This is a genomic window from Nitrosomonas sp. sh817 (assembly GCF_030908545.1).
Lineage (GTDB): Bacteria > Pseudomonadota > Gammaproteobacteria > Burkholderiales > Nitrosomonadaceae > Nitrosomonas.
On the sequence record NZ_CP133083.1, the window covers coordinates 2,644,341 to 2,670,583 of the forward strand.

General features: G+C 49.6%; 24 protein-coding genes and 1 CRISPR repeat array. Of the genes, 21 read left to right on the forward strand and 3 right to left on the reverse strand.

Features of this window, described 5'->3' with window-relative positions; translation table 11 throughout:
* Positions 1–48 precede the first annotated feature (48 nt).
* The 3 genes from fabZ to RBH92_RS12545 all read left to right on the forward strand — a co-directional run bounded on the left by fabZ (position 49) and on the right by RBH92_RS12545 (position 1,747).
* Entirely contained in the window at positions 49–483 is a 435-nt protein-coding gene (fabZ, locus tag RBH92_RS12535) for a 3-hydroxyacyl-ACP dehydratase FabZ (protein WP_292922828.1), read from the forward strand.
* Positions 484–504: 21 nt separating this feature from the next.
* On the forward strand, positions 505–1,095 hold the full coding sequence (rnhB, locus tag RBH92_RS12540) for a ribonuclease HII (RefSeq protein ID WP_307932352.1): 591 nt from the start codon (positions 505–507) through the stop codon (positions 1,093–1,095).
* Between the two features lie 172 nt (positions 1,096–1,267).
* Complete coding sequence (locus tag RBH92_RS12545; protein ID WP_292922832.1) at positions 1,268–1,747, forward strand: FKBP-type peptidyl-prolyl cis-trans isomerase; 480 nt, start codon at positions 1,268–1,270, stop codon at positions 1,745–1,747.
* Positions 1,748–1,864: 117 nt separating this feature from the next.
* Here RBH92_RS12545 and mutS read toward each other — a convergent pair whose 3' ends face one another.
* On the reverse strand, positions 1,865–4,465 hold the full coding sequence (gene mutS / locus RBH92_RS12550; RefSeq protein WP_307932353.1) for a DNA mismatch repair protein MutS: 2,601 nt from the start codon (positions 4,463–4,465) through the stop codon (positions 1,865–1,867).
* 502 nt (positions 4,466–4,967) lie between these two features.
* On the opposite strand from mutS, the gene cas2 (RBH92_RS12555) reads away from it, so the two are divergent.
* From cas2 (RBH92_RS12555) to RBH92_RS12565, 3 genes are read left to right on the forward strand one after another with little or no spacing between them, the layout of a single operon-like run.
* Positions 4,968–5,252 (forward strand): CRISPR-associated endonuclease Cas2, encoded by a 285-nt coding sequence (gene cas2, locus RBH92_RS12555; protein WP_307932354.1) that lies wholly within the window; start codon positions 4,968–4,970, stop codon positions 5,250–5,252.
* A gap of 3 nt (positions 5,253–5,255) precedes the next feature.
* Positions 5,256–6,212: a CRISPR-associated endonuclease Cas1 gene (cas1, locus tag RBH92_RS12560; protein ID WP_307932355.1), complete on the forward strand. Its 957-nt coding sequence runs from the start codon at positions 5,256–5,258 to the stop codon at positions 6,210–6,212.
* Positions 6,212–7,051, forward strand: coding sequence for a CRISPR-associated endonuclease Cas1 (locus RBH92_RS12565; RefSeq protein ID WP_307932356.1), 840 nt, complete (start codon positions 6,212–6,214; stop codon positions 7,049–7,051). The genes cas1 and RBH92_RS12565 overlap by 1 nt, the downstream gene beginning before the upstream one ends.
* On the opposite strand, the gene tnpA is transcribed toward RBH92_RS12565, so the two are convergent.
* Positions 7,003–7,434 carry an IS200/IS605 family transposase gene (gene tnpA / locus RBH92_RS12570; RefSeq protein ID WP_307932278.1) on the reverse strand — a complete coding sequence of 144 codons (432 nt, stop codon included), beginning with the start codon at positions 7,432–7,434 and terminating at the stop codon, positions 7,003–7,005. The two genes, RBH92_RS12565 and tnpA, sit on opposite strands and share 49 nt — an antisense overlap.
* Before the next feature lie 112 nt (positions 7,435–7,546).
* Between tnpA and cas2 (RBH92_RS12575) the strand changes: the two genes are divergently transcribed.
* The 15 genes from cas2 (RBH92_RS12575) (at position 7,547) to RBH92_RS12645 (ending at position 25,601) form a co-directional block, all read left to right on the forward strand.
* Complete coding sequence (gene cas2 / locus RBH92_RS12575) at positions 7,547–7,861, forward strand: CRISPR-associated endonuclease Cas2 (protein WP_307932357.1); 315 nt, start codon at positions 7,547–7,549, stop codon at positions 7,859–7,861.
* Positions 7,862–7,973: 112 nt separating this feature from the next.
* Positions 7,974–8,960 (forward strand): CRISPR system precrRNA processing endoribonuclease RAMP protein Cas6, encoded by a 987-nt coding sequence (cas6, locus tag RBH92_RS12580; protein ID WP_307932358.1) that lies wholly within the window; start codon positions 7,974–7,976, stop codon positions 8,958–8,960.
* Positions 8,957–10,066 carry a CRISPR-associated ring nuclease Csm6 gene (gene csm6 / locus RBH92_RS12585; protein WP_307932359.1) on the forward strand — a complete coding sequence of 370 codons (1,110 nt, stop codon included), beginning with the start codon at positions 8,957–8,959 and terminating at the stop codon, positions 10,064–10,066. The genes cas6 and csm6 overlap by 4 nt, the downstream gene beginning before the upstream one ends.
* Positions 10,063–12,750, forward strand: a complete 2,688-nt coding sequence (gene cas10 / locus RBH92_RS12590) for a type III-A CRISPR-associated protein Cas10/Csm1 (RefSeq protein ID WP_307932360.1) — start codon at positions 10,063–10,065, stop codon at positions 12,748–12,750. Before csm6 ends, cas10 begins: the two co-directional genes overlap by 4 nt.
* A gap of 58 nt (positions 12,751–12,808) precedes the next feature.
* Complete coding sequence (gene csm2, locus RBH92_RS12595) at positions 12,809–13,255, forward strand: type III-A CRISPR-associated protein Csm2 (protein ID WP_307932361.1); 447 nt, start codon at positions 12,809–12,811, stop codon at positions 13,253–13,255.
* Positions 13,256–13,265: 10 nt separating this feature from the next.
* Complete coding sequence (gene csm3 / locus RBH92_RS12600; RefSeq protein WP_307932362.1) at positions 13,266–13,976, forward strand: type III-A CRISPR-associated RAMP protein Csm3; 711 nt, start codon at positions 13,266–13,268, stop codon at positions 13,974–13,976.
* A 9-nt stretch (positions 13,977–13,985) separates the two neighbouring features.
* On the forward strand, positions 13,986–14,228 hold the full coding sequence (locus RBH92_RS12605) for a hypothetical protein (RefSeq protein WP_307932363.1): 243 nt from the start codon (positions 13,986–13,988) through the stop codon (positions 14,226–14,228).
* Positions 14,228–14,626, forward strand: coding sequence for a type II toxin-antitoxin system VapC family toxin (locus RBH92_RS12610; protein ID WP_307932364.1), 399 nt, complete (start codon positions 14,228–14,230; stop codon positions 14,624–14,626). Before RBH92_RS12605 ends, RBH92_RS12610 begins: the two co-directional genes overlap by 1 nt.
* On the forward strand, positions 14,627–15,577 hold the full coding sequence (gene csm4 / locus RBH92_RS12615) for a type III-A CRISPR-associated RAMP protein Csm4 (RefSeq protein ID WP_307932365.1): 951 nt from the start codon (positions 14,627–14,629) through the stop codon (positions 15,575–15,577). It begins immediately after the preceding gene.
* On the forward strand, positions 15,574–17,235 hold the full coding sequence (locus RBH92_RS12620; protein ID WP_307932366.1) for an RAMP superfamily CRISPR-associated protein: 1,662 nt from the start codon (positions 15,574–15,576) through the stop codon (positions 17,233–17,235). The genes csm4 and RBH92_RS12620 overlap by 4 nt, the downstream gene beginning before the upstream one ends.
* 28 nt (positions 17,236–17,263) lie before the next feature.
* Positions 17,264–18,529, forward strand: coding sequence for a TIGR02710 family CRISPR-associated CARF protein (locus RBH92_RS12625; RefSeq protein ID WP_307932367.1), 1,266 nt, complete (start codon positions 17,264–17,266; stop codon positions 18,527–18,529).
* Positions 18,530–18,559: 30 nt separating this feature from the next.
* A complete protein-coding gene (locus tag RBH92_RS12630; RefSeq protein ID WP_307932368.1) occupies positions 18,560–19,693 on the forward strand; it encodes a Card1-like endonuclease domain-containing protein in 1,134 nt (377 codons plus the stop codon).
* Between the two features lie 73 nt (positions 19,694–19,766).
* Positions 19,767–22,800: a CRISPR direct-repeat array (repeat unit 37 nt; unit sequence GTTTGAACTAAAGACCTGATTAATAAGGGATTAAGAC).
* Between the two features lie 404 nt (positions 22,801–23,204).
* Complete coding sequence (cysK, locus tag RBH92_RS12635) at positions 23,205–24,182, forward strand: cysteine synthase A (RefSeq protein WP_307932369.1); 978 nt, start codon at positions 23,205–23,207, stop codon at positions 24,180–24,182.
* Positions 24,182–25,132 (forward strand): serine O-acetyltransferase EpsC, encoded by a 951-nt coding sequence (epsC, locus tag RBH92_RS12640; protein WP_374049938.1) that lies wholly within the window; start codon positions 24,182–24,184, stop codon positions 25,130–25,132. Before cysK ends, epsC begins: the two co-directional genes overlap by 1 nt.
* Before the next feature lie 43 nt (positions 25,133–25,175).
* Positions 25,176–25,601, forward strand: coding sequence for a GlcG/HbpS family heme-binding protein (locus RBH92_RS12645; protein ID WP_374049939.1), 426 nt, complete (start codon positions 25,176–25,178; stop codon positions 25,599–25,601).
* Positions 25,602–25,671: 70 nt separating this feature from the next.
* On the opposite strand, the gene RBH92_RS12650 is transcribed toward RBH92_RS12645, so the two are convergent.
* Positions 25,672–26,166, reverse strand: a complete 495-nt coding sequence (locus RBH92_RS12650) for a DUF2165 family protein (RefSeq protein WP_307932370.1) — start codon at positions 26,164–26,166, stop codon at positions 25,672–25,674.
* Positions 26,167–26,243 lie beyond the last annotated feature (77 nt).

Below are 26,243 nucleotides of genomic sequence, written 5' to 3' on the forward strand. Positions count from 1 at the left end.
CGCAAAAAATATCGAGCAAAATCACACAGGGCCCAAAAGGACAATATTATGAATATTCACGAAATCCTGAAATATCTGCCGCACCGTTACCCGATATTGCTGGTGGACAGAGTCATTTCCCTCGAAGCGGGCAAAGATATCGTCGCGTTAAAAAATGTTTCCATCAACGAACCATTCTTTTCCGGACATTTTCCGCATTATCCGGTCATGCCGGGCGTGTTGATCGTTGAAGCGCTGGCACAGGCTGCCGCGTTGCTGACGCTCAAAACCGAAAATAACGCCAACAACACCGATTCGGTATATTACTTTGTCGGCATCGACGGGGTGCGTTTCAAAAAGCCGGTCTTGCCCGGCGATCAGCTTATCTTGAAAGTTTCCATCGAACGTCAAATCAAAGGCTTATGGAAATATTCCGCCCGCGCTGAAGTGGATGATCAATTGGTCACCGAAGCGCAGCTGATGTGTACCGCCCGTCCGGTTTAATCTCCCTCGCCCCGGTTGCAATTGCAATCAGCCAGTGCTGATAGCACCACGGTCTGCGGTGTCGATGAAGCCGGACGCGGCCCCCTTGCAGGGCCGGTTTACGCCGCTTGCGTTGTTTTAAATCCGAACCATGTGATTGATGGCTTGGCCGATTCAAAGCAACTCAGCGAAAAACAACGCGATGCGCTGACTATCGAAATTAAGCAGCATGCAGTTGCTTGGGCAATTGCATCCGCCACGGTTGAGGAAATCGATCGGCTCAATATCCTGCAAGCAAGCCTGCTCGCCATGCAGCGTGCCGTGCAAAGCCTGCCGCTCAAACCCGGACGGGTGCTGATCGACGGCAAACACAGCCCCGCGCTCAATTGCGAAGTGCAAACGATCGTCAACGGCGATCGTTTAATTCCCGCAATTTCCGCCGCCTCCATTTTGGCAAAAACCGCGCGCGACGCCGAAATGCTGCGATTGCACCAGCTTTATCCGCAGTACGGCTTCGACCGGCATAAGGGCTACCCTACCAAAGCGCATTTTCAAGCCTTGCAACAACATGGCTCCTGCGACATTCACCGGCAAAGTTTTGCGCCGGTCAAGAACATCAATCTAAATAGATAGGCTTTTCAAAAGAAAACCCGCATCAAGCATGGATCATTGAGCACTCATATAAGGGAAGAAAACTTTAGGCGTATAATGCTGGTCATTCCGGGTGATTTGAAAAATCGTTACTCGTGTTAACCGTTGGTTTCATTTAGCTTCAATCCAAAACTCAATAAAGGATCAAAATCAAATGCGTGTTGAAAAAAATACTGTAGTTTCACTAAATTATGAATTATCGGACACTTCGGGAAAAATCCTGGAAAAAACCGATACGCCAATCAGTTATCTGCACGGCGGTTATGGGGGAATTTTTCCGCAGGTGGAAGAAGCGTTACATGAAAAAGAGATCGGGCATTCTTGCTCGGTTCCGATGGAACCGGAAGACACCTTCGGTGAGTACGATGCCGAATTGATCCGCGTTGAGCCGCGCGACTCGTTTCCGGATAATGTAGTTGTCGGCATGCACTTTGAAGGCGGCGTGGAAGGATCCGACGATTTTATTATTTACAAAGTCACCGACGTTACCGACGATTCAGTAATTGTCGATGGCAATCACCCGTTCGCGGGCATGCGGGTAGTTTTCGCTTGCACGATAACCGATGTGCGTCCAGCCACTCCGGATGAAATCGCGCACCAGCATGTGCACGGACCGCACGGCCATGCGCATTAGCGGCAAACCGCCAGCCGGGAAATCATTTACGGGCATCTCTGGAAATTCAAAGTTTTAAACAAAACGAGGCGCGAGCAACAAAGTGTTGTAACAAAATCTGGATTTTTAGAAGCGCCCTTATGGGTTTTCCGTAACGTCAAGCGCCTGTCTCAAGATATAGAGTTGCTCCAGCGCTTGCCTGGGACTTAAATCATCCGGGGAAAGGTTCTGCAAAAGTGCGATTACCGGATGTTGCTCCGGTTTTTCTTCGATCGGTTCAGCCTGTGGAAAAGCAAACAAATCCATTTGCGGCGCGGATTGGATGCTTTCCCGTTCCAATTGAACCAAGTGTTTTTTTGCCAGCCGGATGACCGGTTCCGGCACACCGGCCAATGCCGCGACTTGCAAGCCGTAGCTTTGGCTCGCCGGCCCCTCGGCCACTTTATGCAGAAAAACGATACGATGCTTGTACTCCACTGCATCCAAATGAACATTCTGCAATTGCCTGAATTCTTCCGCCAATTTGGTCAGTTCGAAATAATGCGTCGCAAATAAGGTAAAACTGCGGTTCTTGGTCAACAAATGCCGGGTAATCGCAAATGCCAGCGCCAGACCGTCAAACGTCGACGTGCCGCGCCCGACTTCATCCATCAGCACCAGACTTTGCGCCGTCGCGTTATGCAAAATGTTGGCGGTCTCGGTCATTTCCACCATGAAAGTCGAACGTCCGCTGGCCAGGTCGTCAGCCGCGCCGATGCGGGTAAAAATCTGATCCAGCATACCGACGCGCACTCGTTTTGCCGGCACGTAGCTGCCGCAATGCGCGAGCAGCGCGATCAACGCAATTTGCCGCATGTAGGTCGATTTACCGCCCATATTCGGCCCCGTAATGATGAGCATGCGAGGCTTGCCTGTATGTTCGGCATCCAGTTGCACATCGTTGGCGACAAAGTTTTCCACTTGCTGCTCCACCACCGGATGGCGCCCGGTTTCGATCATCATTTCGTCGTCATCGATCAGCTCCGGCGCGGTGTAGTCCAATGCCTGCGCGCGATCGGCAAAAGCGCACAAGCCATCGATTTCTGCGATACCGGCCGCCACTTGCTGCAGTGTTTGAATATACTGTCCCAACGCGTCAAGCAGCGCATCGTATAAATATTTCTCGCGCGCCAGCGCCCGGTCTTGCGCGGATAATGCTTTATCCTCGAACGCTTTTAACTCCGGCGTGATATAACGTTCGGCGCTTTTCAGCGTTTGCCGTCGCCGGTAGTCGTCCGGGATTTTCTCGCTGTGCGCGTGCGTGACTTCGATATAAAACCCATGCACGCGGTTATATTCGACTTTCAGATTCGGAATGCCGGTGCGTTCTTTCTCCCGCATTTCCAATTGCAACAGGAACTCGCCGCAATTGTTCTGCAGCGCCCGCAATTCATCGAGCTCCGCATCGTAGCCGTCGGCAATGACATTGCCTTCGCGCAGCACTACTCCCGGTTCCGGCAATAATGCCTTGTTTAAAAGCTCGACCAATGCCTTATCGATCTGCAGTGCCTGCAGCAATTGACCGATGCGCTCGCTGGCACAAGCGCGTAGCGCTTGAATGATTCCAGGCAACAACCCCAAGCTGTCGCGCAGGCCTGACAAATCGCGCGGGCGCGCCGATTTGAGTGCGATACGGGCAGTTATCCGTTCCACATCGGCAAATTGCCGCAGCAAGCTTCTGACGGCAAGATAGTCATTTTGTCCGTTTTCCCCGAGCAATGCCGCGATGCTGTCGAGCCGCTGCTGTATCGCTGTCTTGTCGCGTAACGGATGATGCAGCCAGAATTGCAGCAAGCGACTGCCCATGTTGGTCGCGCAGGTATCGAGCAGCGACAGCAAGGTCGGCGACCGTTCGCCGCGTATCGTCTCGGAAATTTCCAGATTGCGGCGTGTCGCAGCATCCATCCGCACATACACGCTCTCGCGTTCGGCTTGCATCGACGTGATATGCGGCGCAGCCGATCCTTGCGTCAAGCGGACATATTCCAGCAAAGCCCCGGCCGCGCATAACGCAACCGGTAAATCATCGCAACCGAATCCGGAAAGATCGTGCGTTTCAAATTGACGAATCAATCCGTTGACCGCGCTATCGTACTCAAATTGCCATAATGGTAAACGCTTCAACACCCACTGCCGGCCTTGCAAATCATCGGAAGGCAATGATTCCGGCAGCAAGATTTCCGACGGCTGCAGCCGTTCCAGCTCGCTCAGCAGATTCTTTGCGGAAGTCTCCAGCACTTTCAGTTGGCCTGCGGCCAGATTCAGCCATGCCAGCCCCAGCGTCGAATCCTGCACGAACAATGCCAGCAAAATGCAATCGCGCTTGTCGTCGAGCAGCGCGGCATCGGTCAATGTCCCCGGCGTAATGATACGGACTACTTTACGCGCGACCGGCCCCTTGCTGGTGGCTGGATCTCCCACTTGCTCGCAGATCGCAACCGACTCGCCCGCTTTTACCAGCTTAGCCAGATATTGCTCGGCCGCGTGATACGGCACCCCCGCCATCTTGATCGGCCTCCCGGCGGAAGCACCGCGCTGTGTCAGCGTAATCCCCAGCAGTTTTGCCGCCTTCTCGGCATCGTCGAAAAACAACTCGTAAAAATCCCCCATGCGATAAAACATCAGCATGTCGGGATGCTGAGCTTTAATCTGCAAATACTGTTGCATCATCGGGGTATGTTGTTCTGGTTGGGATTTCATATTTAATGCCAGCGGTTATATTGCAAAATCGAAATGCTCATTCGTCGTATCCGCTTAAAATAATTGATTAAGTGATGCTTACTGCCTAATAACAATGAATCATCCGTTCCGGATCGGGAATTGGGAAAAACATTGACCTCCAATATTACCAAACACGCGAACCTTCAACGCAGTTATTGGATTGATGGCGATAACATTATCCGCAAAGCCGGTGATCACTGGGATCAAGATTTAGAGTTTTCGGGGCATGCAGTGATCGCTAAAAATTTGAATGCGGGAATATTTTTGGTACCGGGAACTTGGCACGAATGAAAATACCAATGGATTTCTTCTAAAGAAATTGATTTCAATCGGGTGACTAACGAACAGATTAAATTGCAGTCAACACAATACTTGATGAGATGCCTTTAATTGATTGAGTTTTTAGATCAAATGCACTATCGGATATTTGACAAGCTTTTCAACCATAACTGAGTCTGGTTACTCTCGGTAAACTGGTTCCATGACTCAACGGCAACTCTATTTAGCAGCATACGATATTTCCAGTAATCAGCGATTGCGCAAAGCGCTGCATGTGCTGCGCGGTTATGCATCGGGTGGGCAGAAATCGGTATTCGAATGTTATCTGACGCATGCCGAAAAATCCTGTTTGCTGAAGAGCATCAGTACGATCATCGACCCGAATGAGGATCGATTCATTGTGCTGAAGTTGAGCGGAGGAAGCCATATTCATACACTTGGCAAAGCAGTGCTTCCTCAGAATGGTTCTTTTTATTATGTCGGGTGATTAATGAATTGCATATATCTTGACCGGAAGAATCTGGAAATCAGGCTGGACGGCCAGGCGTTGGCTTTGTATGAAGATGGCGTGAGGAAAGGATCAGTGCCGCTGCATTTGCTGGAACGCGTCGTCATGCGCGGTAATGTGCAGTTGGAAAGCCGGGTGCTCGGTGCGTTATCGGCGCGGAATATCGGCCTGCTGGTGCTCTCCGGACGCAATAGCGAAGCGACAGCCATGCTGGCGGGAAGATCCCATAACGAGAATTCCCGTCGGCTAGGGCAATACCGTGTTAGCCTGGATGATGATTTGCGTACTCCACTGGCGCACTGGCTGGTACTGGTAAAAGTGCGCGCGCAAAAGCGTCTGCTGCGTGAAGCTTTGCCGGTGCGTGCGGATTTGCGGCATGCGCTGACTGTGGCAGTGCAGCGACTGGACAACATCATGAATCAATTGCGAGCAGATTCCAGCATACCGTCACTATCAAGTCTGCGCGGTTTCGAAGGCGCTGCCGCATCCGCTTATTTCAGCGGATTTACGCAATTATTCGCGCCATCGTTGAATTTTACAGGGCGAAAAAAACGCCCTGCGCCCGATCCGGTAAATGCATGTTTGTCGCTGGGCTATACGCTTTTACACCACGATGCCGTGCACGCCTGCCATATCGCCGGATTGGATACGATGTTGGGTTTTTATCATGACATCAGTTTTGGACGCGAATCGCTTCCCTGCGATTTGATGGAGCCATTGCGCCCGCTGATCGATCGTTGGGTGTGGCAGATGTTTCGTGATCGTGATTTACGGGCGGAACATTTCAGCGATGATAACGGGCGTTGCTTGCTGAATAAAGCCGGACGAAAACATTTTTACGGCTTTTATGAATCGAATAGTGGCCCCGCACGGCGTTTACTGAGACGGTATGGGTATGCGCTGGCCAGGCGCTATCAGTTGATACATGATGGTAAATAATGAGACCGCTGTATATTGATGGCGCTACCAATTGCCGGGTAGTACTGGATGCCCCTGCCTTGCGGATAACCATGCCGGATCAGGCGGATCAGTTGTTTCCATTATCGCGGATTTCACGAGTAGTTTGCAAAGGCAGTGTGGAGTGGTCTATGCAGGCGTTGCTGGCCTGCGCCGATGCGGGTATCCAATTGCTGTTTCTGGAAAAAAGCGGGGCTATTCGTGCACGCTGGCTGGGTCAAAGCGGTGAACGGCAACGGCTTACTCAAAGATTGATCGATTTATTGTCACGTGCCGACGGGCCGGAGCTATATGCAAACTGGTTGTTATCGATGGAAAAACTGGCGGCGCGCGGTTGTGCGCGGCGAATTGGCCTGTGCGATTGGCGCGAACGTCCTGCGTTGGAACTGCACCGACAGATCAGGCAAACACTGGGGCATCATGGCAGGCATCGCGCAGCGTTAATCCAAAACATCCTCTACAGTGAGTTGCTGGTCTGGTTGCCGGAATGCGGTTTTGAACGGGACAATGAAATGTTGCTGTCGATGGAGCTGGATCTAGCGGCTGATCTGAGCCGGTTATTGCTTTGGGATTACTATATCGCGCTCCTGGATCCGGACGCGGTAAAGCCTGGCGGAAATTCTTTGCAAATCATGGCGGAATTGTTCCAGCAGCGCCAAGAACGCTGTTACAGGTTGTTTCGAAGCAGCATCACTAAACAACCACCGGCTAAAGCCGGTGGGTTTGAGTTACGGACTGAAAGTCCGGATACGCGTCGACTAAACGACGCGTCTTATTCCGGCTCCATTTTAAAATTGTCGTTTGGATTTGGCTCAAAATGATGCTCCAAGTATTGTTTGATCATCTCTTCTGTCATCTGACCTACTGTCACGCAGAAATACCCTCGCGCCCAAAAATGCCTTCCCCAGTACCGCTTCTTCAAGTGAGGAAATTCTTCAAACAGATAGCTCGATGTTCGTCCTTTTAGTCGCCTCATGATCTCACTCGGAGCCATCTCCGGCGGACAACTCACCAGAATACGCACATGATCCTTACTTACTACACCCTGTACAATTCTCATTTCAAATGCTTCACACGTCTGACGAACCAACTCTCGTACTCGTTCTGCTACTTCTCCCTTCAGAATCTTATATCTATACTTCGTTACCCATACAAAATGATATTCAATCTGATAAACCGTATGACTTCCATATCTATAATCCATGCCACACCTCCTGTGTGGCATATTCTCGCAGCTAAAGCTGACCGGCTGAAGCCGGTGGTTTTAACCTTATGATGGACAATAAATTGCATCAATTCTTAATGGAGGTGAGCTGATGGCTGACAGTCAGAGTAATTTATATCTGGTGGCATACGATATTGCGGATCCCAAACGCCTTGCGCGGATTCATCGCGTATTGAAGCAGCAAGGATTGCCCGTGCAATATTCGGTATTCACGGTGGTTCTCAAACGCAAGGCTTTGCTGCGCCTTCTGGAACGGATCAATACACTGATTAATCAGCGCGAGGATGATGTGCGTTGTTACCGTCTGCCGGAAAATAACCCAGCTGAAATACTCGGTCAGCAGTATTTTCCCGATGATGTCATGCTGTTTACCGGTGGCGTCAATCGCATGTTGACGCGGCATTGATATTCGCAGTGGCGGTTACTGTTTTGACAAACCCAGCGGTATTGAATAAAAACAATCAAAGGTAGCGGCGCGCGATATCTACCGGCTTTGATTGATACATGAAAAAAAGAAAATGACAACAATCAATAATCCTTCCATTCCTCTCAGCAGCTATCGTTTTTACTTTGATACGGATAATCCGGTACGCTTACCGGATTATCCCGGTTCTGCCTGGCGCGGTGCATTTGGCCATGCTTTGAAAAGAACAGTCTGCGTCGTTCGCAATACGCCTTGTCAGCAGTGTTTGTTGAAACAGGCCTGCGCTTACAGTTATATTTTCGAGACGCCACCGCCAGCCGATGCTGAAAAAATGCGCAAATATACCGCCACACCGCATCCGTTTGTTTTCCGCTTTACCGCAGCAAAATCCTCAACGCAGGAATTCAGTATTGACATGAACCTGTTCGGTCATGGTCAGCGCTTTTTTCCTTATATTATTCACGCCATGCACATGGCGGGGCAGGATGGTATCGGCGGAAACCGGCAGCCGTTCCGTTTGAACAAAGTCGACGCGATTGATTTTCAGGGCCAGCCTATCACGGTTTATCAGGAAGCGGAATTACGCAACCAGCAGCCGCTGCAAAGCCCGCCGTTGCCTGAAATGCCGGAAAAAATCACTATCATTTTTCATTCTCCGGTGCGTATCAAACAGGACAATAAAAATCTTGCCGCCGGTCATTTCAGCTTTGGCGCATTGTTTAGTTCCTTACTGCGGCGTATTTCAATGATCTGCTACTTTCATACCGACACGCCATTGGAAACGGATTTTGCCGGACTTGCAGCTGCTGCCCGGAACGTCCAATTCAGCGCCCAGAATCTCCATTGGTACGATTGGACCCGCTATTCCTCCCGCCAGAAAACCGAAATGCAAATGGGCGGATTGCTGGGCAGTATCAGCCTGAACATGCAAGGTCTGGAAGATTTCTGGCCCTACCTTTGGCTCGGGCAATGGACGCATGTCGGCAAGGGCACCAGCATGGGCATGGGTGCATACACGATCGAACCGACAAGCTTGCCGGATATTCAATCCGCCAACCAAGCGACTATACTGACGCAATGAGCATACAAACCATTTTATTGGCCGTTACCGGACTGACGCCGCAGGTCGTCACCGAAACCCTGTATGCCCTGCATGATCAGGGCGAACAACTGCCTTCAGCCGTTCATATACTGACCACAGCGGAAGGCAGTCAGCGCGCCAGACTGACGCTGATCAACGATGGCTGGCTGGCGCGTTTCTGCCGAGACTATCACCTTAAGCAACCGGAATTTTCAGTAGCCAATATCCATGTTCTGCGGCAAGTCAACGGTGAACCGCTCACCGACATCCGCACGCAAGCCGACAATCAGGCCATGGCCGATGCCATTACCGAATGGATCAGGACTTTTACCGTCGACCCGCATAGCGATTTACATGTATCGATTGCCGGTGGCCGCAAAACCATGGGCTTTTACGCGGGTTACGCCTTGTCACTGTACGGCCGCGCCAGGGACCGTCTCAGTCATGTGCTGGTGTCGTCCGATTATGAATCGCACCCGCAGTTTTATTATCCGACGCCGTATTCGCACGTCATCTACGGCAACGACCCCAGCCGCAAGCCGCTGGATACGCAGAATGCAGAAGTCATGCTGGCCGACATCGCCTTCGTGCGCCTGCGGCATGGACTCGATCAGGCTTTGCTGGAAGGCAGAACCAGTTTCACCCAATCGGTGGCAGCCGCGCAACAGGCGCTTGGTCCGGCGCATCTGACCATCAACTTGAAAAACCGTCAGTGCATCGCGCACGGCAAGACCATCAAGCTCAGTCCCGCCGATCTGGCGTTTTATCTCTGGTTGTTGCAGCGGCAAACCGATGGACAACCATCGCCGCATTGCCCCTGCGACGGCGCACCGGATGACACCTACGCCAGTCAGTTTTTACAGCACTACCGCCGGATCAGCGGTGAAATGGGTGTTGCAGACCGCACTATCGATACTTTGAAGGATGGTATGAGTAAAACATTTTTCGAGCAGCGTAAATCAAGAATCAATAAAACGTTGACACAAACCCTGGCTTATGCGGCGCAACCGTATTTGATAACACCGGAAGGGAAGCGGCCAAGGACGCAGTATCGAATTACATTGGAACATAATCAAATTGAAATTCGACAGGAGACTAACGGATGAGTATGAGCTCTTTGCTGGAACAATCCAGCCGCATTGCTCTGGCAGCATTTCTGCATGATCTGGGGAAATTTGCCGAGCGGGCAAGGATACCGGTAAATTCGCAGATCTTGGAAGATAACAAACAGCTCTATTGTCCGCATCCAAAGGCGTTCACCGATGCTAAGGGCTATTTCACTCATGTTCATGCCGCCTATACCGGCTTGGCGATGGATTTGATCGAAGATTATTTACCCGATTTAACCGGCACTGATTTTGCGCCTTTCGGTTCCTGGAAAACCAAAGATGCCGACGATTCGTTCATCAACGCTGCTGCAAAACACCATAAACCAGAGACATTTCTGCAATGGATCATCGCCACAGCAGACCGGGTTGCTTCGGGTTTTGATCGTGAGGAATTCGAAGTTTACAACCAGGGCGAAGATATAACTCGCACCGGTAAAAACCATTACACCGCCCGCCAGATGACATTGTTTGAGCAAATAAACAAAGAAAATTTGGAAAAACGTCAATTTGATTATCGCTATCCGCTCAAGCCACTCTCGCCAGACAGCATTTTTCCGGTTGAAGCCGAGGAGTACGAACATAACGATAAAGATAAAGCGCAACAAGAATATCTTGAACTCTGGCAGGGGTTTACCCAGGCGCTAAAGAAAATACCCCAATCGCACCGTGGTAACTGGTCATTGTGGCTAGACCATTTCGAAACGGCGTGGGGTGTTTACACCCAAGCCATCCCATCTGCTACGGCATTCAATGTGCGTCCGGACGTTTCGCTGTACGATCATTCGCGAGTGACCGCCGCATTGGCGACTGCGCTATGGCGTTTCCACCACGAAAAAAACCAAACCGATGACAATGCCCGCAAGCAACTGAGTGACCAGACGGAAAGTTGGCGAGAGAAAAAATTCCTGCTTGTACAAGGCGATTTCTTCGGTATTCAGGATTTTATCTTCGCTAGTAGCGGAGAAACCAATAAACGTGCTGCAAAACTGCTGCGTGGCCGATCGTTTTACGTGTCGCTGCTGACTGAATGTGCTGCGCTCAAAGTATTGGATGTTCTGGATTTACCCTCCACCAGTCAGGTGATCAACGCAGCCGGTAAATTCATGATTGTCGCGCCGAATACTGACCAGACTAAAGCTAAATTACAGCAGGTGCAGAATGAACTCGATCAGTGGTTCCTGGCCCATAGCTTTGGTCAGGCCGGTGTCGGTCTGGCCTGGACGGAAGCCTGCTGCAACAATTTTCGCCGCAAAACCGGTAATCAAGCGAACGAGAAAAGTCCTTACCGTCAATTGATCGACAGGCTGTTCGCGCAAATGGAAATCAAAAAATGCCAGCGTTTCGATCTCTGTAACAACGAACGGATCGTTTTCGATGGTTTCCTCGACGAATTCGAATATGGCGAGTGCAAAATCGATGGGCGCTCACCGGCTAAAGTGCAAAAAGATGGCGAGTGGATCAGCAACTTAGCCAATGATCAAATTGATATTGGTTCATGGCTGGTCAAATCCAACAAACAACGCATCCTGATCACCCGCAAACCACTGCGGGAAGATAAGAAACTGAGTACCCTGAGTTTGACGATCTTTGGTTATGCACTCAGTTTCACCGACGATGAAAGCGCAAAAGGTGAATTCGGTGCTGAAGTCAGAAACGGCAATCTTTTGCGTGTTTGGGATTTTTCTTTGCCCAAATCAGCCGATAAAGCACTGTGGAATGGTTATGCCCGCCGCAATATCAACGCTTATGTGCCGATTGCATCGGCAACAGACTTGCTCGAAGAGCAATGGGACAAGTACATCGGCATCGAGGAAAAACTGGAAATAGATGCCGCCAAAACTCTGAATCATCTGGCTTGCGCCAATCGCCGTCAAGATGAATCAGGCAAATGGATCGGCATCAGCGCACTATCTACCCTGAAAGGCGATGTCGACAATTTGGGCAGTATCTTTGAATCCGGTCTCGGTGACGATGCCAGCTTCAGCAAGACCGCCGCCTTATCGCGGCAGCTCAACAATTTCTTTACCGTTTATCTGCCCTGGCTATGCCAACACGAATTTCCCGACACTTACACCGTGTTTGCCGGTGGCGATGATTTCTTCCTGATCGGACCGTGGCTGTCGCAAATCAAACTATCCAAGCAAATGTGGCAAGCTTTTCAGAAATATGTTGCCAACAATGAGCATGTACACTTTTCCGCTGGAATCAGCACCACAAAACCGGGTTTGCCGATCAATCAAATTGGTGACTTGGCGGAACAGGCGCTGGAGCAAGCCAAGGCACATAATCCTGAAAAAGCCGATATACCGCCGAAAAATGCCGTGACCTGTTTCGGACAAACCATGTCCTGGGTTGAGTTCCAGGAATTATTGACACAGCGTTTGCCGCGACTACAAAGTCTGGTTGAGGAGAATGCTTTGAGCACCGGCTACGTCTATGGCTTGCTACACTTGATCGATATGGCGGAGAGGGTTGGCGAGAAACCGGAAAATGCGCTCTGGCACAGCTATTTTGCCTACCGTACCGCGCGAATGCTGGAACGCAACAAGAAATTCGACAAAGACCAGCGCAAAATCCGGCAAGCCGAGCTGGCGCAAGAAATTGCCGTTGCCGGTATTAGAGAGTATGGCGGCAATTATCGCGTTGCGTTGTTTTGTCATTTGTACCAGCAACGTGACTGATGCAGCTTGTAAGAGCGTTGTTCCTGTAGTCTGATTAAAATTATAAAGGAGAATTTCGATGGCATACCAACCGCAATCAAGAACTGGCCAGAACCGTGGCGGATACGAAGATAGGCAGTCGACACCTATCGACACTTCAAGAGTAGTGTTTAAAAACATCACTTTTGATTTATTTGACGACGTTGCCAGAGAAGCAGCCGAAAAGATCGCCGAAAACAAAAACAGTAACAAACCGACTCAACTTCGTCGCTTCTACGATGAAATCGTCATGTGGGAGAATAAAGCCAGTCTAAATCCCAACAAATTCCCAGAATATCTGCCGTTCGTCCGCATGATCAATGCTAAAGCAGCTTATGCGCTGGGTAGAAAACTGGTTGATCACAACTATGTCAAGTTGATATCTGACTGTCTGAAACAAGTGGAAACGGTCAATGAATTACGCCACTTCAAGCTGTTCATGGAAGCCTTTATGGGCTTTTACAAAGAAAAAAGACCCAAAGATTAAGGAGCCAAAAATGCAACTCACTAAAATCCAAAAACTCACCGGACAAATCGAACTTGTTAGCGGCTTGCATATTGGCAGCGGCAATACCGAAATTCACATCGGCGGCACCGATAATCCGGTGATCAAAAACCCGATTACTCAAGAGCCTTACATTCCCGGTTCCAGTATCAAGGGCAAAATGCGTAGTTTGCTGGAGTGGCATTTGGGCGTGGTCGAGATTACCCAGGGCCAGCCGCTGAGCTTTAAACATTTGAACAATTTACCCGGTGACGTTAAAGAGAAGGCCGAAAACTTGATTCGCTTGTTCGGTGGCGCCCCCGACAGCAATAATAACGATGATCTGGTAAAGAAAATTGGTCCCAGCCGCCTGTCGTTCTGGGATTGCTCGCTTGATCCAGCATGGGTGACGGAAATGAGGGATGTTAAAAATCTGCCTCTCACCGAGACCAAGATGGAAAACATGATTGACCGCATCCGTGGTGTAGCCGAACACCCTCGCAACACTGAACGCGTCCCGGCTACCGCGAAATTCGATTTCAATCTGACCATCCGCGTCCATGACAGCGAGGATTTATTGGATACCGTGCTGCAGGGTTTGAAACTCTTGGAATTAACCGGTTTGGGTGGTTCCGGTTCGCGCGGTTACGGCAAAATCAGATTCACTGACTTGAAACTGGACGACCAATCCGTTCAGGACAGACTCGAAACGATTAATCCCTAGGGAGACAAGATGAAACCGATACGTAAAATTTACCACGATGCGCCCGACAGCATTGATATACCTGAAGAATTACGTCACCAGCCTGTGGAAATCATAATCTGGCCGCTATCCGGGCAGACAGAATTAGCAGGACAAGTGGACGAAAACGGTTGGCCACAAGGTTTTTTTGAAGCTACAGCCGGAGCATGGGCTGGCGAGCCTTTAACCAGGGAATCGCAGGGCAGCTACGAACAACGTTTGGAGCTGGAATAATGTGGTTGCTAGATACCAACGTTTGGGTGCGTTATTTGAATCCAGGGGATACACCGGTTAAATCCCGTATTCACCAGCATGCACCGGGCAGACTTATACTATGTGATGTGGTCAAAGCGGAATTGTATTTTGGTGCTTATAAAAGTAGCCGCCAGCGAGAAAACCTGCAGTTGCTGAAAAATCTTTTCGATCACTTTCCATCGCTGGCTTTTGACGGTAGAGCAGCCCTGGTTTTCGGTAAAATCCGCGCCGATTTGCACCGCCAAGGCAATCCAATTGGTCCTTATGATTTGCAAATCGCTTCGATTGCTCTCGCCAACAGTCTGACATTGGTTACGCACAACACTCGCGAATTCAGCCGTATCGAAGGATTGCAACTGGTCGACTGGGAGGTTTGAATGCAAGCATTTCACATTACCATCAAATTACAGTCGGCTTTCGCTACGCCATTGAAAGGCGACACCCTATTTGGCCAACTGTGCTGGGCGATCAGAAACCGGTTGGGTGAAAACCGTTTGACTGGACTGTTGGACGGCTATACGAGCGGTCAGCCTTTTGCCGTGGTATCGGATGCCTTTCCACAGGGCTATTTGCCGCTGCCGAAACTGCCCGGTCGTTTTTACGATAAGATTGATGGCGCAGACAGGAAAGCCGTCAAAAAACGCTGCTGGTTGCCGGAGGAAGCTTCGAACGTGCCGGTAACACAATGGCTGGCACAGGCAAAAACGGCGTCCGATGTTATCGGCCAGGCTAAAAACCTCAGTGAAAAACACCCGCAACCGCACAACACCATCAACCGCCAGACCCATACTACCGGTGAAGGCGGTTTTGCGCCCTACAGTATCGAGCAGGAATGGTTCTTAACCTCCGCTGCATGGACAATTTACCTGTTGCTGAACACTGAACGCTTGAGCCAGGACGACTGCCGGCAATGCCTGGAAGACATCGGCAACATTGGCTTTGGCCGCGACGCCAGTATCGGTCAGGGCAAATTTTCGGTATCCGGGTTTGCGGAAACTACGCTACCCGGTCAAGCCGGAGCCAATGCCTGTCTGACGCTGGCCCCGTGCGCACCGCAAGGACTGGGGTTTGACGGTAAAAACAGCTTCTATCAATTGTTCACCCGCTTCGGCCGTCATGGCGATATTGCGGTGCATCAGGAAAGTAAACCCTTCAAAAATCCAGTGCTGCTGGCGCAGACTGCCGCCGTGTTTGCTGCCCAGCCACCTGCATCCGGCTTTATCGGTCAGGGCATCGGCGGTAACGGTAAGCTGTCAAAAACGCTGTCCGCCACTGTGCATCAGGGCTATGCCCCCAGTATCGCCATTCATCTCCAGGAGCGAACATGAGCGATTTTTTACAACACTACACCCTGACTTACACGCCGTTGTCGCCCATTCATATCGGCACCGGCGACAGCTACGAGCCCACCAACTATGTCATCGACGATGGCACGCTGTACGAATTCGACACCGGCGGTGCTTTGGCAGCTTTGACCGGAACCGACCGTAACGAACTGAACAAAATCGTCAATGCCCGCGCCAACGAAGACATGCTGAAAGCCGTACAGCGTTTCTTTTACGAGCGCCGCGATAAACTCAAACCTTGGTCGATCAACGCAATACCGGTACTGAACGGCGTAGCGGATTTATACGGCAAACGGGTCGGACAAACCGCCAACCGCGAAAGTGGCGGCGGCCAGGTTTTGAACAAGCTGGAAATCGACCGTACCGCCTGCAATCCGGTCAACCGGCAACCGGTGTTGTTCGGTTCATCGGTAAAAGGTGCAATACGAACGGCATTACTGGATCAAATTAATCAAGGCGAGCGTGCAAGCGAACGCAAGGGCTTGCACGAATTTCAGGGGCGCTTGTTTCAGTATCTCGATCCTGAACGCGGTAGGCCAGTGCTGGAGCAAGATCCGCTGCGTTTGATTCAGCTTGGTGATGCGGCTTGGGATACCGCGCAGTGTCTACCAGCAACTCAGATTTATCTGGCGGTTAATCGTAAAAAGTCACCGGTGGTTGATGAGAAGGGGACTTTGCGTCAGGCTATGGGCGAGAACCTATATCAAATCTTGGAATGCGTGCCGGCGTTCTACGGTAACGGCTTCAATGGGCAGATGACGATTCAGCATGTCGGCCTGGAAGCACCTAAAAAATTACCAGCCAAATCGTTACGTTTTTCGATCACCAATATTGCAATGGCCTGTAATCATTTCTATTTGCCGCAATTGAAGTCCGAATGTACATTACTGCAAGAACGAGGCTATGGCGACGGCAATTGGTTGAAACAATTAGCCGAGCTACTCGCGATGGCGCAAGAACGCATCAAAACCGGTAAAGTATTCTTGTTGCGCATTGGGCGGCATTCCGGTGCGGAAGCGGTCACCGTATCGGGTGCACGTAACGGCAACATCAGAATCATGAAAGGTAAGGGGCAACAACCGGAATGCGCCGATGCGCCCAAAACTCTCTGGCTCGCCGCCAATGATCCCAAACAGCGCACCGGCTTGCTTCCCTTCGGCTGGTTGCTGGTTGAAATCCACGCCGGTAATACACCGGTCAATGACTGGTCGGAACTGGCTGAGCTCTGCCGCAGTCAGCACGCGCAAGCACAGCAATGGTCTGAGAAACGTGCCGCAGAACGTCTGGCGACAGAACAGCACCGGAAGCAGCAAGCCATTGAGCGGCAGCGCCACCTCGAAGAAGAGCAAACCCGGATTGCCGAGCAGCAGGCCGAAGAGCAACGCCGTGCCGCTCTGACGCAGGAACAACTGCAAATCGAAACTTTGCGCCAGCAGTTTGAGCAAAAACAGGCCAACAAAGTACGCGAGCAGATCGGTGGACAGCTTTATGGCGATTTACGCAAATTGATCGAACAAGCCCCTGATTGGCCGAATGAGTCCAGATTGGAATTGTTGGCGGTGGCAAAAAGTATTGTGCAATACATTGGCGCTGCGGACAACAGAAAAGCCAAGGAGCTGATAAAAACCTTAAAAACGTAATAGTGGAATAACCGAGTGGATTAATTTTATGCCCCAAATCCTCATCTGTACCGTCGGCGGAAGTCATCAGCCTATCGTTAGCGCGATCAACGATTTGCGGCCGGATTTCGCGGTGTTTATCTGTACCGACAAAGACCAGGCGACCAATCAGCCCGGTTCCCGCGTACAAATCGAAGGTAAGGGTAACTGCATTAAAGCGCACAACGGCGACGCCAATCCCACTTTGCCCAACATTCCAACCCAAACCGGCCTTGCGTCAGAACAGTACGAAACGGTGCTGACCCTTTCCGATAATCTTGACCGCATTTACCTGGACTGTATTACCGCGATTGATGCCATCAGCCGCCGCTTTCCGGATGCCTGGATAGTGGCCGATTATACCGGCGGCACCAAATCGATGAGCGCGGGGTTGGTGATGGCGGTGGTGGAAAGTCCCGGCATTGACTTGCAGCTCGTTACCGGCAGCCGCGCCGATTTGATCAAGGTGCAGGATGGCTCGCAGTTTTCCGGCAAAGCCGATTGCGAGCGGGTGCGTTACCGTAGGTTAACCGAACCTTACCGGCGGGCATGGGAGCGCTACGCCTACAGCGAGGCGGTTGCGGGGCTGGCCGGACTCAAACCGCCCGGCGGCTTGCGGGATGAATACACGCGCTTTCGTGAATTGAGCCGCGCCTTCGCCGAATGGGATAATTTCAATCATGCGCAGGCATTATCAATCCTGAAAACTTATGCGCCCAGCCTGCCGGATCATTTGAAGAAATATCTCAGCACCGCAAACCAACTGAATGACAACAATCAAGATAAATGTGACGCTGCGCGCTTGCTTGATTTATTCCGCAACGCCGAACGCCGTGCCGCCCAGGGTCGCTATGACGATGCGGTTGCTCGCATTTACCGGCTTATTGAATGGAGCGCGCAATGGCTGTTAAAAACACGGGTTAATATTGAAACCGGCGATATTAAGCCGGAGCAAATTCCTGGTCACCTGACCCTGACGCAAAACCGTAAAGGCCAGTGGCAAGCGGGACTGTTTAACGCCTGGCAATTGGTCAAGCATCACACAAAAGGGCCTGCGGCGGTTTTTATCACTGAGCAGGAAAACACCCTGCGCAGCCACATCGAAGCGCGCAATACTTCGATACTCGCGCATGGTTTTACGCCTATTCAAAACAATCAGTGGCAACCCATCTACGCATGGCTGGAAAGTCAATTCATACCCATGTTGCTGGAGGAAACCGCAAAGTCCGGCATCAAAACCCTGCCGGCACAGCTCCCGGACGATTACCCCGGTTAAACCGGCAACCTGTGGAGTACCGCAAATCTGATGAAACTTAATACCCACCTCATCCTCGTCTCCGCCCAGCCCATTCCCAACATCACCCCCATGCTGGACGATGCCGTCAAGCCGAAGAAAGTCATCATGCTGGTCAGCCCGGATATGCGGGAACGGGCGCGGGCGCTGGAGAATATTTTCAAGCCGCGCGGCATCGGTGTTGAATCCCGCGCCATCGCGGACCCGTGGGATGCGGAGCAGGTCAGCGATACAGTGCTCGACATTCTCTGCCATTACCCGGATGGCGGTATCGCGCTCAACGCTACCGGCGGCACCAAGCTGATGAGTATCGCCGCCTGCGAGGCATTTCGTTCGGCAAATGCGCCGATTTACTATGCGCATCCCCGGCATGACCGGCTGCTGTGGCTGTCGCCGAAACTGCCGCCGCACGAGCTGGCCGACCGTTTGAGACTGAAGGATTATCTGATGGCCTATGGTGCCGATCAGGTGGATATTCCTGCAGAAACGCAAAGCGTGCCGCCAGCGATTCAGGAACTGACCCGCCAATTGCTGGCCGGTATCGACCGTTATGCCGATGAACTCGGTACGCTGAATTATCTGGCGTATCAGGCGAATAACCCGCGATTGAGCGCCAGAATCGATCATACCCGTCAGGCCCGGTCGGTGTTATGGGAATTGCTTGAATTATTCGAGAACGCCGGTATCTGCCGCCTCGAGCACCGGCTGATCAGTTTTTCCGACCCGCAGGCACGATTCATCGCGAATGGCGGCTGGCTTGAAATGCACGCGTATGCCGCCTGTTTTCAACTGAAACAAAAATGCGGCATCCAGGATGTGGCGTGCAACATTACCATTCAGCGCCATCCGGCAGGTAAAATTGCGGTAAAAAATGAAATCGATGTCGGCCTGATTCATGCCAACCGCCTGCATCTGATCGAATGCAAAACGAAACACTTTGAAAAGGATGCGGATATGCTGTATAAACTCGACAGCCTGCGCGACCTGATGGGCGGCCTGCAGGGTCGCGCGATGCTGGTCAGCTTCAATAACCTCGATAAAGCCAGCCGCGCCCGCGCCAGAGAACTCAATATTGCTTTATGCTGCCATTCAGATTTGAAACATCTGCAGCAGCATCTGGCCAATTGGCTCATCGCGTCAAGCTAACTTTTGAGAAATGAAATTTTTTGTCAACCCCATCTATAAGCTTATGAAAACTATAAAAGAAATGAACCATGCGGTTTGAACTAAAGACCTGATTAATAAGGGATTAAGACAAAGCCAGCGACGCGAGCACAGCATCATACAATGTTTGAACTAAAGACCTGATTAATAAGGGATTAAGACTGTGTGTGTCAAGGATTATTTTAAAAACATGAAGTTTGAACTAAAGACCTGATTAATAAGGGATTAAGACTCGAGTTGCACGATATATTTGTAATTGGTCTGTACGTTTGAACTAAAGACCTGATTAATAAGGGATTAAGACTCTATATAATCATCTACCTTACCTCCACGCTTTGTTTGAACTAAAGACCTGATTAATAAGGGATTAAGACAAATCCGGGTCTTGCCTGTTTGCAATTTCAAATTGTTTGAACTAAAGACCTGATTAATAAGGGATTAAGACGTTTCCTTTACATCGGTATTGTTTTGTAAAATTTGGTTTGAACTAAAGACCTGATTAATAAGGGATTAAGACCCACATCACGCAGATAAACCAATGTAATGCATATATTTGTTTGAACTAAAGACCTGATTAATAAGGGATTAAGACCTATACATAATATTCCCCCATTGATTACCACAAAGTTTGAACTAAAGACCTGATTAATAAGGGATTAAGACTCAAGCAATACACCATAAGTCCTGCCTCCACGTTTGAACTAAAGACCTGATTAATAAGGGATTAAGACACTAGAAAAGCCGGTAATCCCCATACTATTTGAGAGTTTGAACTAAAGACCTGATTAATAAGGGATTAAGACATCATTCGGGTGAATGATCGGGTAATGTGTCCCGTTTGAACTAAAGACCTGATTAATAAGGGATTAAGACTCATAGTTTCTCCTTTGGTGGTTAAGTTAAGTTTGAACTAAAGACCTGATTAATAAGGGATTAAGACTAGGGTTAGGTGGTTAATGTACATGGCAAATCAAGTTTGAACTAAAGACCTGATTAATAAGGGATTAAGACTTTCTTTATTACTCAATAATACTTTAATAGTTTGTTTGAACTAAAGACCTGATTAATAAGGGATTAAGACACATTTCCGGCTGTGAACATACCTTTACTCTTTAGTTTGAACTAAAGACCTGATTAATAAGGGATTAAGACCCATTATTTCTAATAGCTCACTGGATGGCCGCGTTTGAACTAAAGACCTGATTAATAAGGGATTAAGACTGTTGTCTCGGTGTCTTCGATCTCATAAAACCTAGGGTTTGAACTAAAGACCTGATTAATAAGGGATTAAGACCATTTTCCAGCGAATAGGCCGTATTGAAGAATTGTTTGAACTAAAGACCTGATTAATAAGGGATTAAGACTCTGCGTAAAAATTGAATTTCATGATTTTCTGTCGTTTGAACTAAAGACCTGATTAATAAGGGATTAAGACTCCATTCGGCAGCCTTAGCTGCTGCGTCAAATGGTGTTTGAACTAAAGACCTGATTAATAAGGGATTAAGACATATATAATTGCCGCTGTTTATCGAATTCCGACTGGAAGTTTGAACTAAAGACCTGATTAATAAGGGATTAAGACTTTAGTGGCACCTGCGTGTTTAAAGATCGATCTGTTTGAACTAAAGACCTGATTAATAAGGGATTAAGACTGGGTGGTCTCCAAGTTGTTTAACAGAATTTAAAGTTTGAACTAAAGACCTGATTAATAAGGGATTAAGACTCTAATATCCCCGCCCCTGCAATCCTCGCACTGACAGTTTGAACTAAAGACCTGATTAATAAGGGATTAAGACACCAACCATCACAGCCGATAAAACGACGGTGTACGTTTGAACTAAAGACCTGATTAATAAGGGATTAAGACACTGCGGCTGCGGAACCTGAGTCGATGACGTTGAACAGTTTGAACTAAAGACCTGATTAATAAGGGATTAAGACGCTTGCCTGCCATGTGCTCTTATTTTCTTAACCCGTTTGAACTAAAGACCTGATTAATAAGGGATTAAGACAACAATCCTGAATATCTATAAATCTCTTGTCGGTTTGAACTAAAGACCTGATTAATAAGGGATTAAGACCAGCAGCAGCCGATGAAGAAAAGATAATTGCGGTGTTTGAACTAAAGACCTGATTAATAAGGGATTAAGACTTAACAGCCGGTAATACTTGGCCCTGCTGGATGAAGTTTGAACTAAAGACCTGATTAATAAGGGATTAAGACCGTATTTTACTATCAGCTTAGCTATTTCGATTTTATGTTTGAACTAAAGACCTGATTAATAAGGGATTAAGACTTCATCTCCTGTGCATTAATAAACAATTATAAAAGGTTTGAACTAAAGACCTGATTAATAAGGGATTAAGACGGTAGAATACAATGAATTCCCGCATCTGTAGCAGAAGTTTGAACTAAAGACCTGATTAATAAGGGATTAAGACTAGAACCTATAAATACTTATAAAGCAATTCTCGCCGGTTTGAACTAAAGACCTGATTAATAAGGGATTAAGACATACCTGAAATTTTCAGGCTTCAACAGACAAGGTGTTTGAACTAAAGACCTGATTAATAAGGGATTAAGACAGGAAATTCCTACCCATTTATTGATGAGAAAAGCCGGGTTTGAACTAAAGACCTGATTAATAAGGGATTAAGACTCAACAGACAAGGTTCGATGTGATGGCTTACGTTCGTTTGAACTAAAGACCTGATTAATAAGGGATTAAGACCTTTAGATGTCTGCTCTATTCTTACCTGTCTGTGTTTGAACTAAAGACCTGATTAATAAGGGATTAAGACTCATCACTGCCGGTATATTCAATCCATTTCGTCATGTTTGAACTAAAGACCTGATTAATAAGGGATTAAGACCATTCGGATTCAGCTTGCTTGTCAGCACCGTCGGAGTTTGAACTAAAGACCTGATTAATAAGGGATTAAGACTTTCAGTTCCAAGGCTTTTTGTCGTTGTTTTCTTGTTTGAACTAAAGACCTGATTAATAAGGGATTAAGACCGTCTGCTATTTCGACCGTTATGATTTTCCTATATGTTTGAACTAAAGACCTGATTAATAAGGGATTAAGTTCAGCTTAAAAATACCTAGTCTCGCGCCAATTGCTATTAAGAAAAAACCAATGATTAACTCGTGACAACCGGAGTATTTTTGACGTTACCAAGGGCGCAATATGATCGATCCCGGCCATCGCTTTTATCCGCAAGTTTTGCAGTAAACTTCAATAGCTGATACCACCGAAGCATGTACCTCCGGTCAGCAAGGGTTTTCCGTAAAATTACCGCTTTAATCTCACCCTGAAAACAATGATAGAATCTGTTTCTGGATCAAACGGCAGTTATCAAGAACAGTCCGCTTAATTAGAACACCGGCAAGCGTATGGTAATTGCCACACCGGCTCCGGCAACGAAATCCGGGGAAAAATTTACTGACTGAATGAACAAGCAGTTCGCGCAACGTCAACTAAAAGGAAAATCATGGCAAATTGGTTTGAAGATAATTCATTATCGATTGGACGCACACCGCTGGTGCGTCTCAATCGGGTAACCGATGGCGCGCCCGCGCTGGTGCTTGGAAAAATTGAGGGACGTAATCCCGCTTATTCGGTTAAATGCCGCATCGGTGCGGCAATGATTGACGACGCGCAACAAAAAGGGTTACTCGGCCCGGGGAAAGAAATTGTCGAACCGACCAGCGGCAACACCGGGATTGCATTGGCTTTTGTGGCAGCGGCTCGCGGCATACCGTTGACCTTGACGATGCCGGAAACCATGAGTCTGGAGCGGCGGAAACTGCTGGTTGCGCTGGGCGCCAAGCTGGAACTGACCGAAGGCGCGCGCGGCATGAGCGGCGCAATCGCCAAGGCGGAAGAAATCGTCGCTTCCGATCCCGGGCGCTATGTGCTGTTGCAGCAATTCAAGAATCCCGCCAATCCGGCGATTCATGAAAAGACTACCGGGCCGGAAATATGGAACGACACCGATGGCGCGGTCGATATTTTTGTCGCCGGTGTCGGAACCGGCGGCACGATTACCGGTGTTTCCCGTTATATCAAGCAAACCAAAGGCAAGGCAATCACTTCGGTGGCGGTTGAACCTTCGGCAAGTCCGGTACTGTCGCAGAAACGCGCCGGTGCTTCATTAGCGCCCGGGCCTCATAAAATTCAAGGCATCGGCGCAGGTTTTGTGCCGGACAATCTGGATTTGTCCCTGGTCGATGAAATCGAGCAAGTCAGTAATGAAGAAGCGATACAATACGCTCGCCGCCTGGCTCGCGAAGAAGGCATACTCGCGGGTATCTCCTGCGGCGCCGCGGTAGCGGCTGCGGTGCGCCATGCCAAGCGTGCGGAAAACGCCGGCAAAACCATCGTGGTGATACTGCCGGATTCCGCCGAACGCTATCTGAGCAGCATCTTGTTTGAAGGCATGTTTGATGCACAAGGTTTGACAACATAGTGAACAATAGTAAAAGAACGCGAGAGCTCTTGCTGCGCAGCACGCATCTGGATATCGATAGCATCGTAGCCGAACTTCGCGCGCTGCGCGTAGCATCACTGGAAAGCCGTAACCGCCACGACCGGCCGCCCCGTCTGCCATCGCGCAAAATTCTGGCAAGTGTCGCGGAAGGCTTAAGCGCCGCCATGTTTCCAAACCGGCTGGGTTCCGCGGAGCTGGCGGACGAAGGTATCGATCACTATGTCGGGCATATTCTGAATATGACACTGCGCGAGTTGATGGTGCAAATTCAGCACGAATTACACTATAACTCCGGCCTGGAGATCCTCAGCGATGAAGATCGCGCGCAATCGGTCGCCATTACCCAGGCGCTCGCCAAAAGCTTGCCGGAAGTCCGGCGTTTGCTGGAAAGCGATATCAAAGCGGCGTATGAGGGCGATCCCGCGGCGCGTAATATCGATGAAGTCCTGGTTTGCTATCCCGGCATCACGGCAATCACGCACTACCGTTTGGCGCATGTGCTGCACGAATTGGGCGTGCCTTTAATCGCCCGTATGATTTCGGAAATCGCCCATTCGGTCACGGGGGTTGAGATCCACCCGGGCGCGCAAATCGGCGGCAGTTTTTTCATTGATCATGGCACGGGGGTGGTGATTGGTGAAACGGCAATCATCGGCCACAATGTCCGTTTGTATCAGGCGGTCACATTAGGCGCTAAACGTTTCCCGGTCGATGAAAACGGTGCTTTAGTGAAAGGCAATCTGCGTCATCCGATTGTGGAAGATGACGTTGTCATTTATGCCGGCGCGACAATCCTGGGCCGGATCACCATCGGCCGGGGTTCAACGATCGGCGGGAATGTCTGGCTGACCCGCAGTGTGCCGCCCGGCAGTAATATCACACAAGCTCAAACCCGGCATGAACTATTTGAAAACGGCGCCGGCATTTGACCCTTTGCAAAAATATAAACACTGACGATCTTCAATTCTTATCATGATGACGACTCAAAAAATAATACTCACACTCGACGATGTTAAGCGAATCGCCGCAGCCGCCGAAAGCGAAGCGCTACAGAATCAGTGGCCGGTTGTGATTGCCATCGTCGATGATGGCGGTCATTTGCTGTACTTGCAGCGGCTCGACAACACCCAGTTTGGCAGCGTCACTGTCGCCATTGAAAAAGCCCGCGCTGCGATCGCTTTCCGGCGTCCGACCAAAGTCCTGGAAGAAAACATTGCCGAAGGCCGTCTGCATTACTTGCAATTACCCGGCGCATTGCCGGTTGAAGGCGGTTTGCCGATCATTATCGATGATCAATTCGTTGGCGCCGTCGGCGTCAGCGGCGTGCGGTCTTTCCAAGATGCTCAGATTGCTCAGGCAGGTATTGCCGCGTTGATATCCCACTTGCAAGGCCGCTGAGACGCGGCAAAATTAAATCGGCATCGGGCGCAGGTGCAGGGGGTTTTTTATAGCAGCCTTTGCCGATCATTCAGGCATGACGCTCGTCATCAACCTGTATCAGATAGATCAGCGTTACAGCGATGATCATTACAAAACGGAACGCGGCTTGCTGACCATTGGCAACTTCCGATTGCCACATCAGAAACCATTCACCGCCGATGGTCATAAAACCCGTGAACCACAGCAGGAAGCCAAGAGTTAATCCCAGAATTGCCGTACTTTTCGCTTGATTAAAGGATGCGGGATCTTTGATGTTCCGGCACAAACGCCAGCCACCGAGCCAGCATAGCCCTGCAATCAGCGCTTCTACCGCAATGATAAAAATATACACGGCATGATGGATAAACGGTGAGTCGATGGCGCGCCACAGTCCTTTGTTATCCGGAAAAGTGGTATCCATCGTCAGTACATGGCCGACAAAGAAAAAATTCGAGTCGTAATCGGTGATATTGCTGAATGCCACCAAGGTTGCAAAAAATGCAATCGACCAAACCAGTATGACTTTCGATAGCCGCGTATACATGAGAAGAGCGCTGTCTCAATTCATTCAATACGAGTTAAGCGTCCATTGAGATACATCAATATTGCAGCATTCTAAGC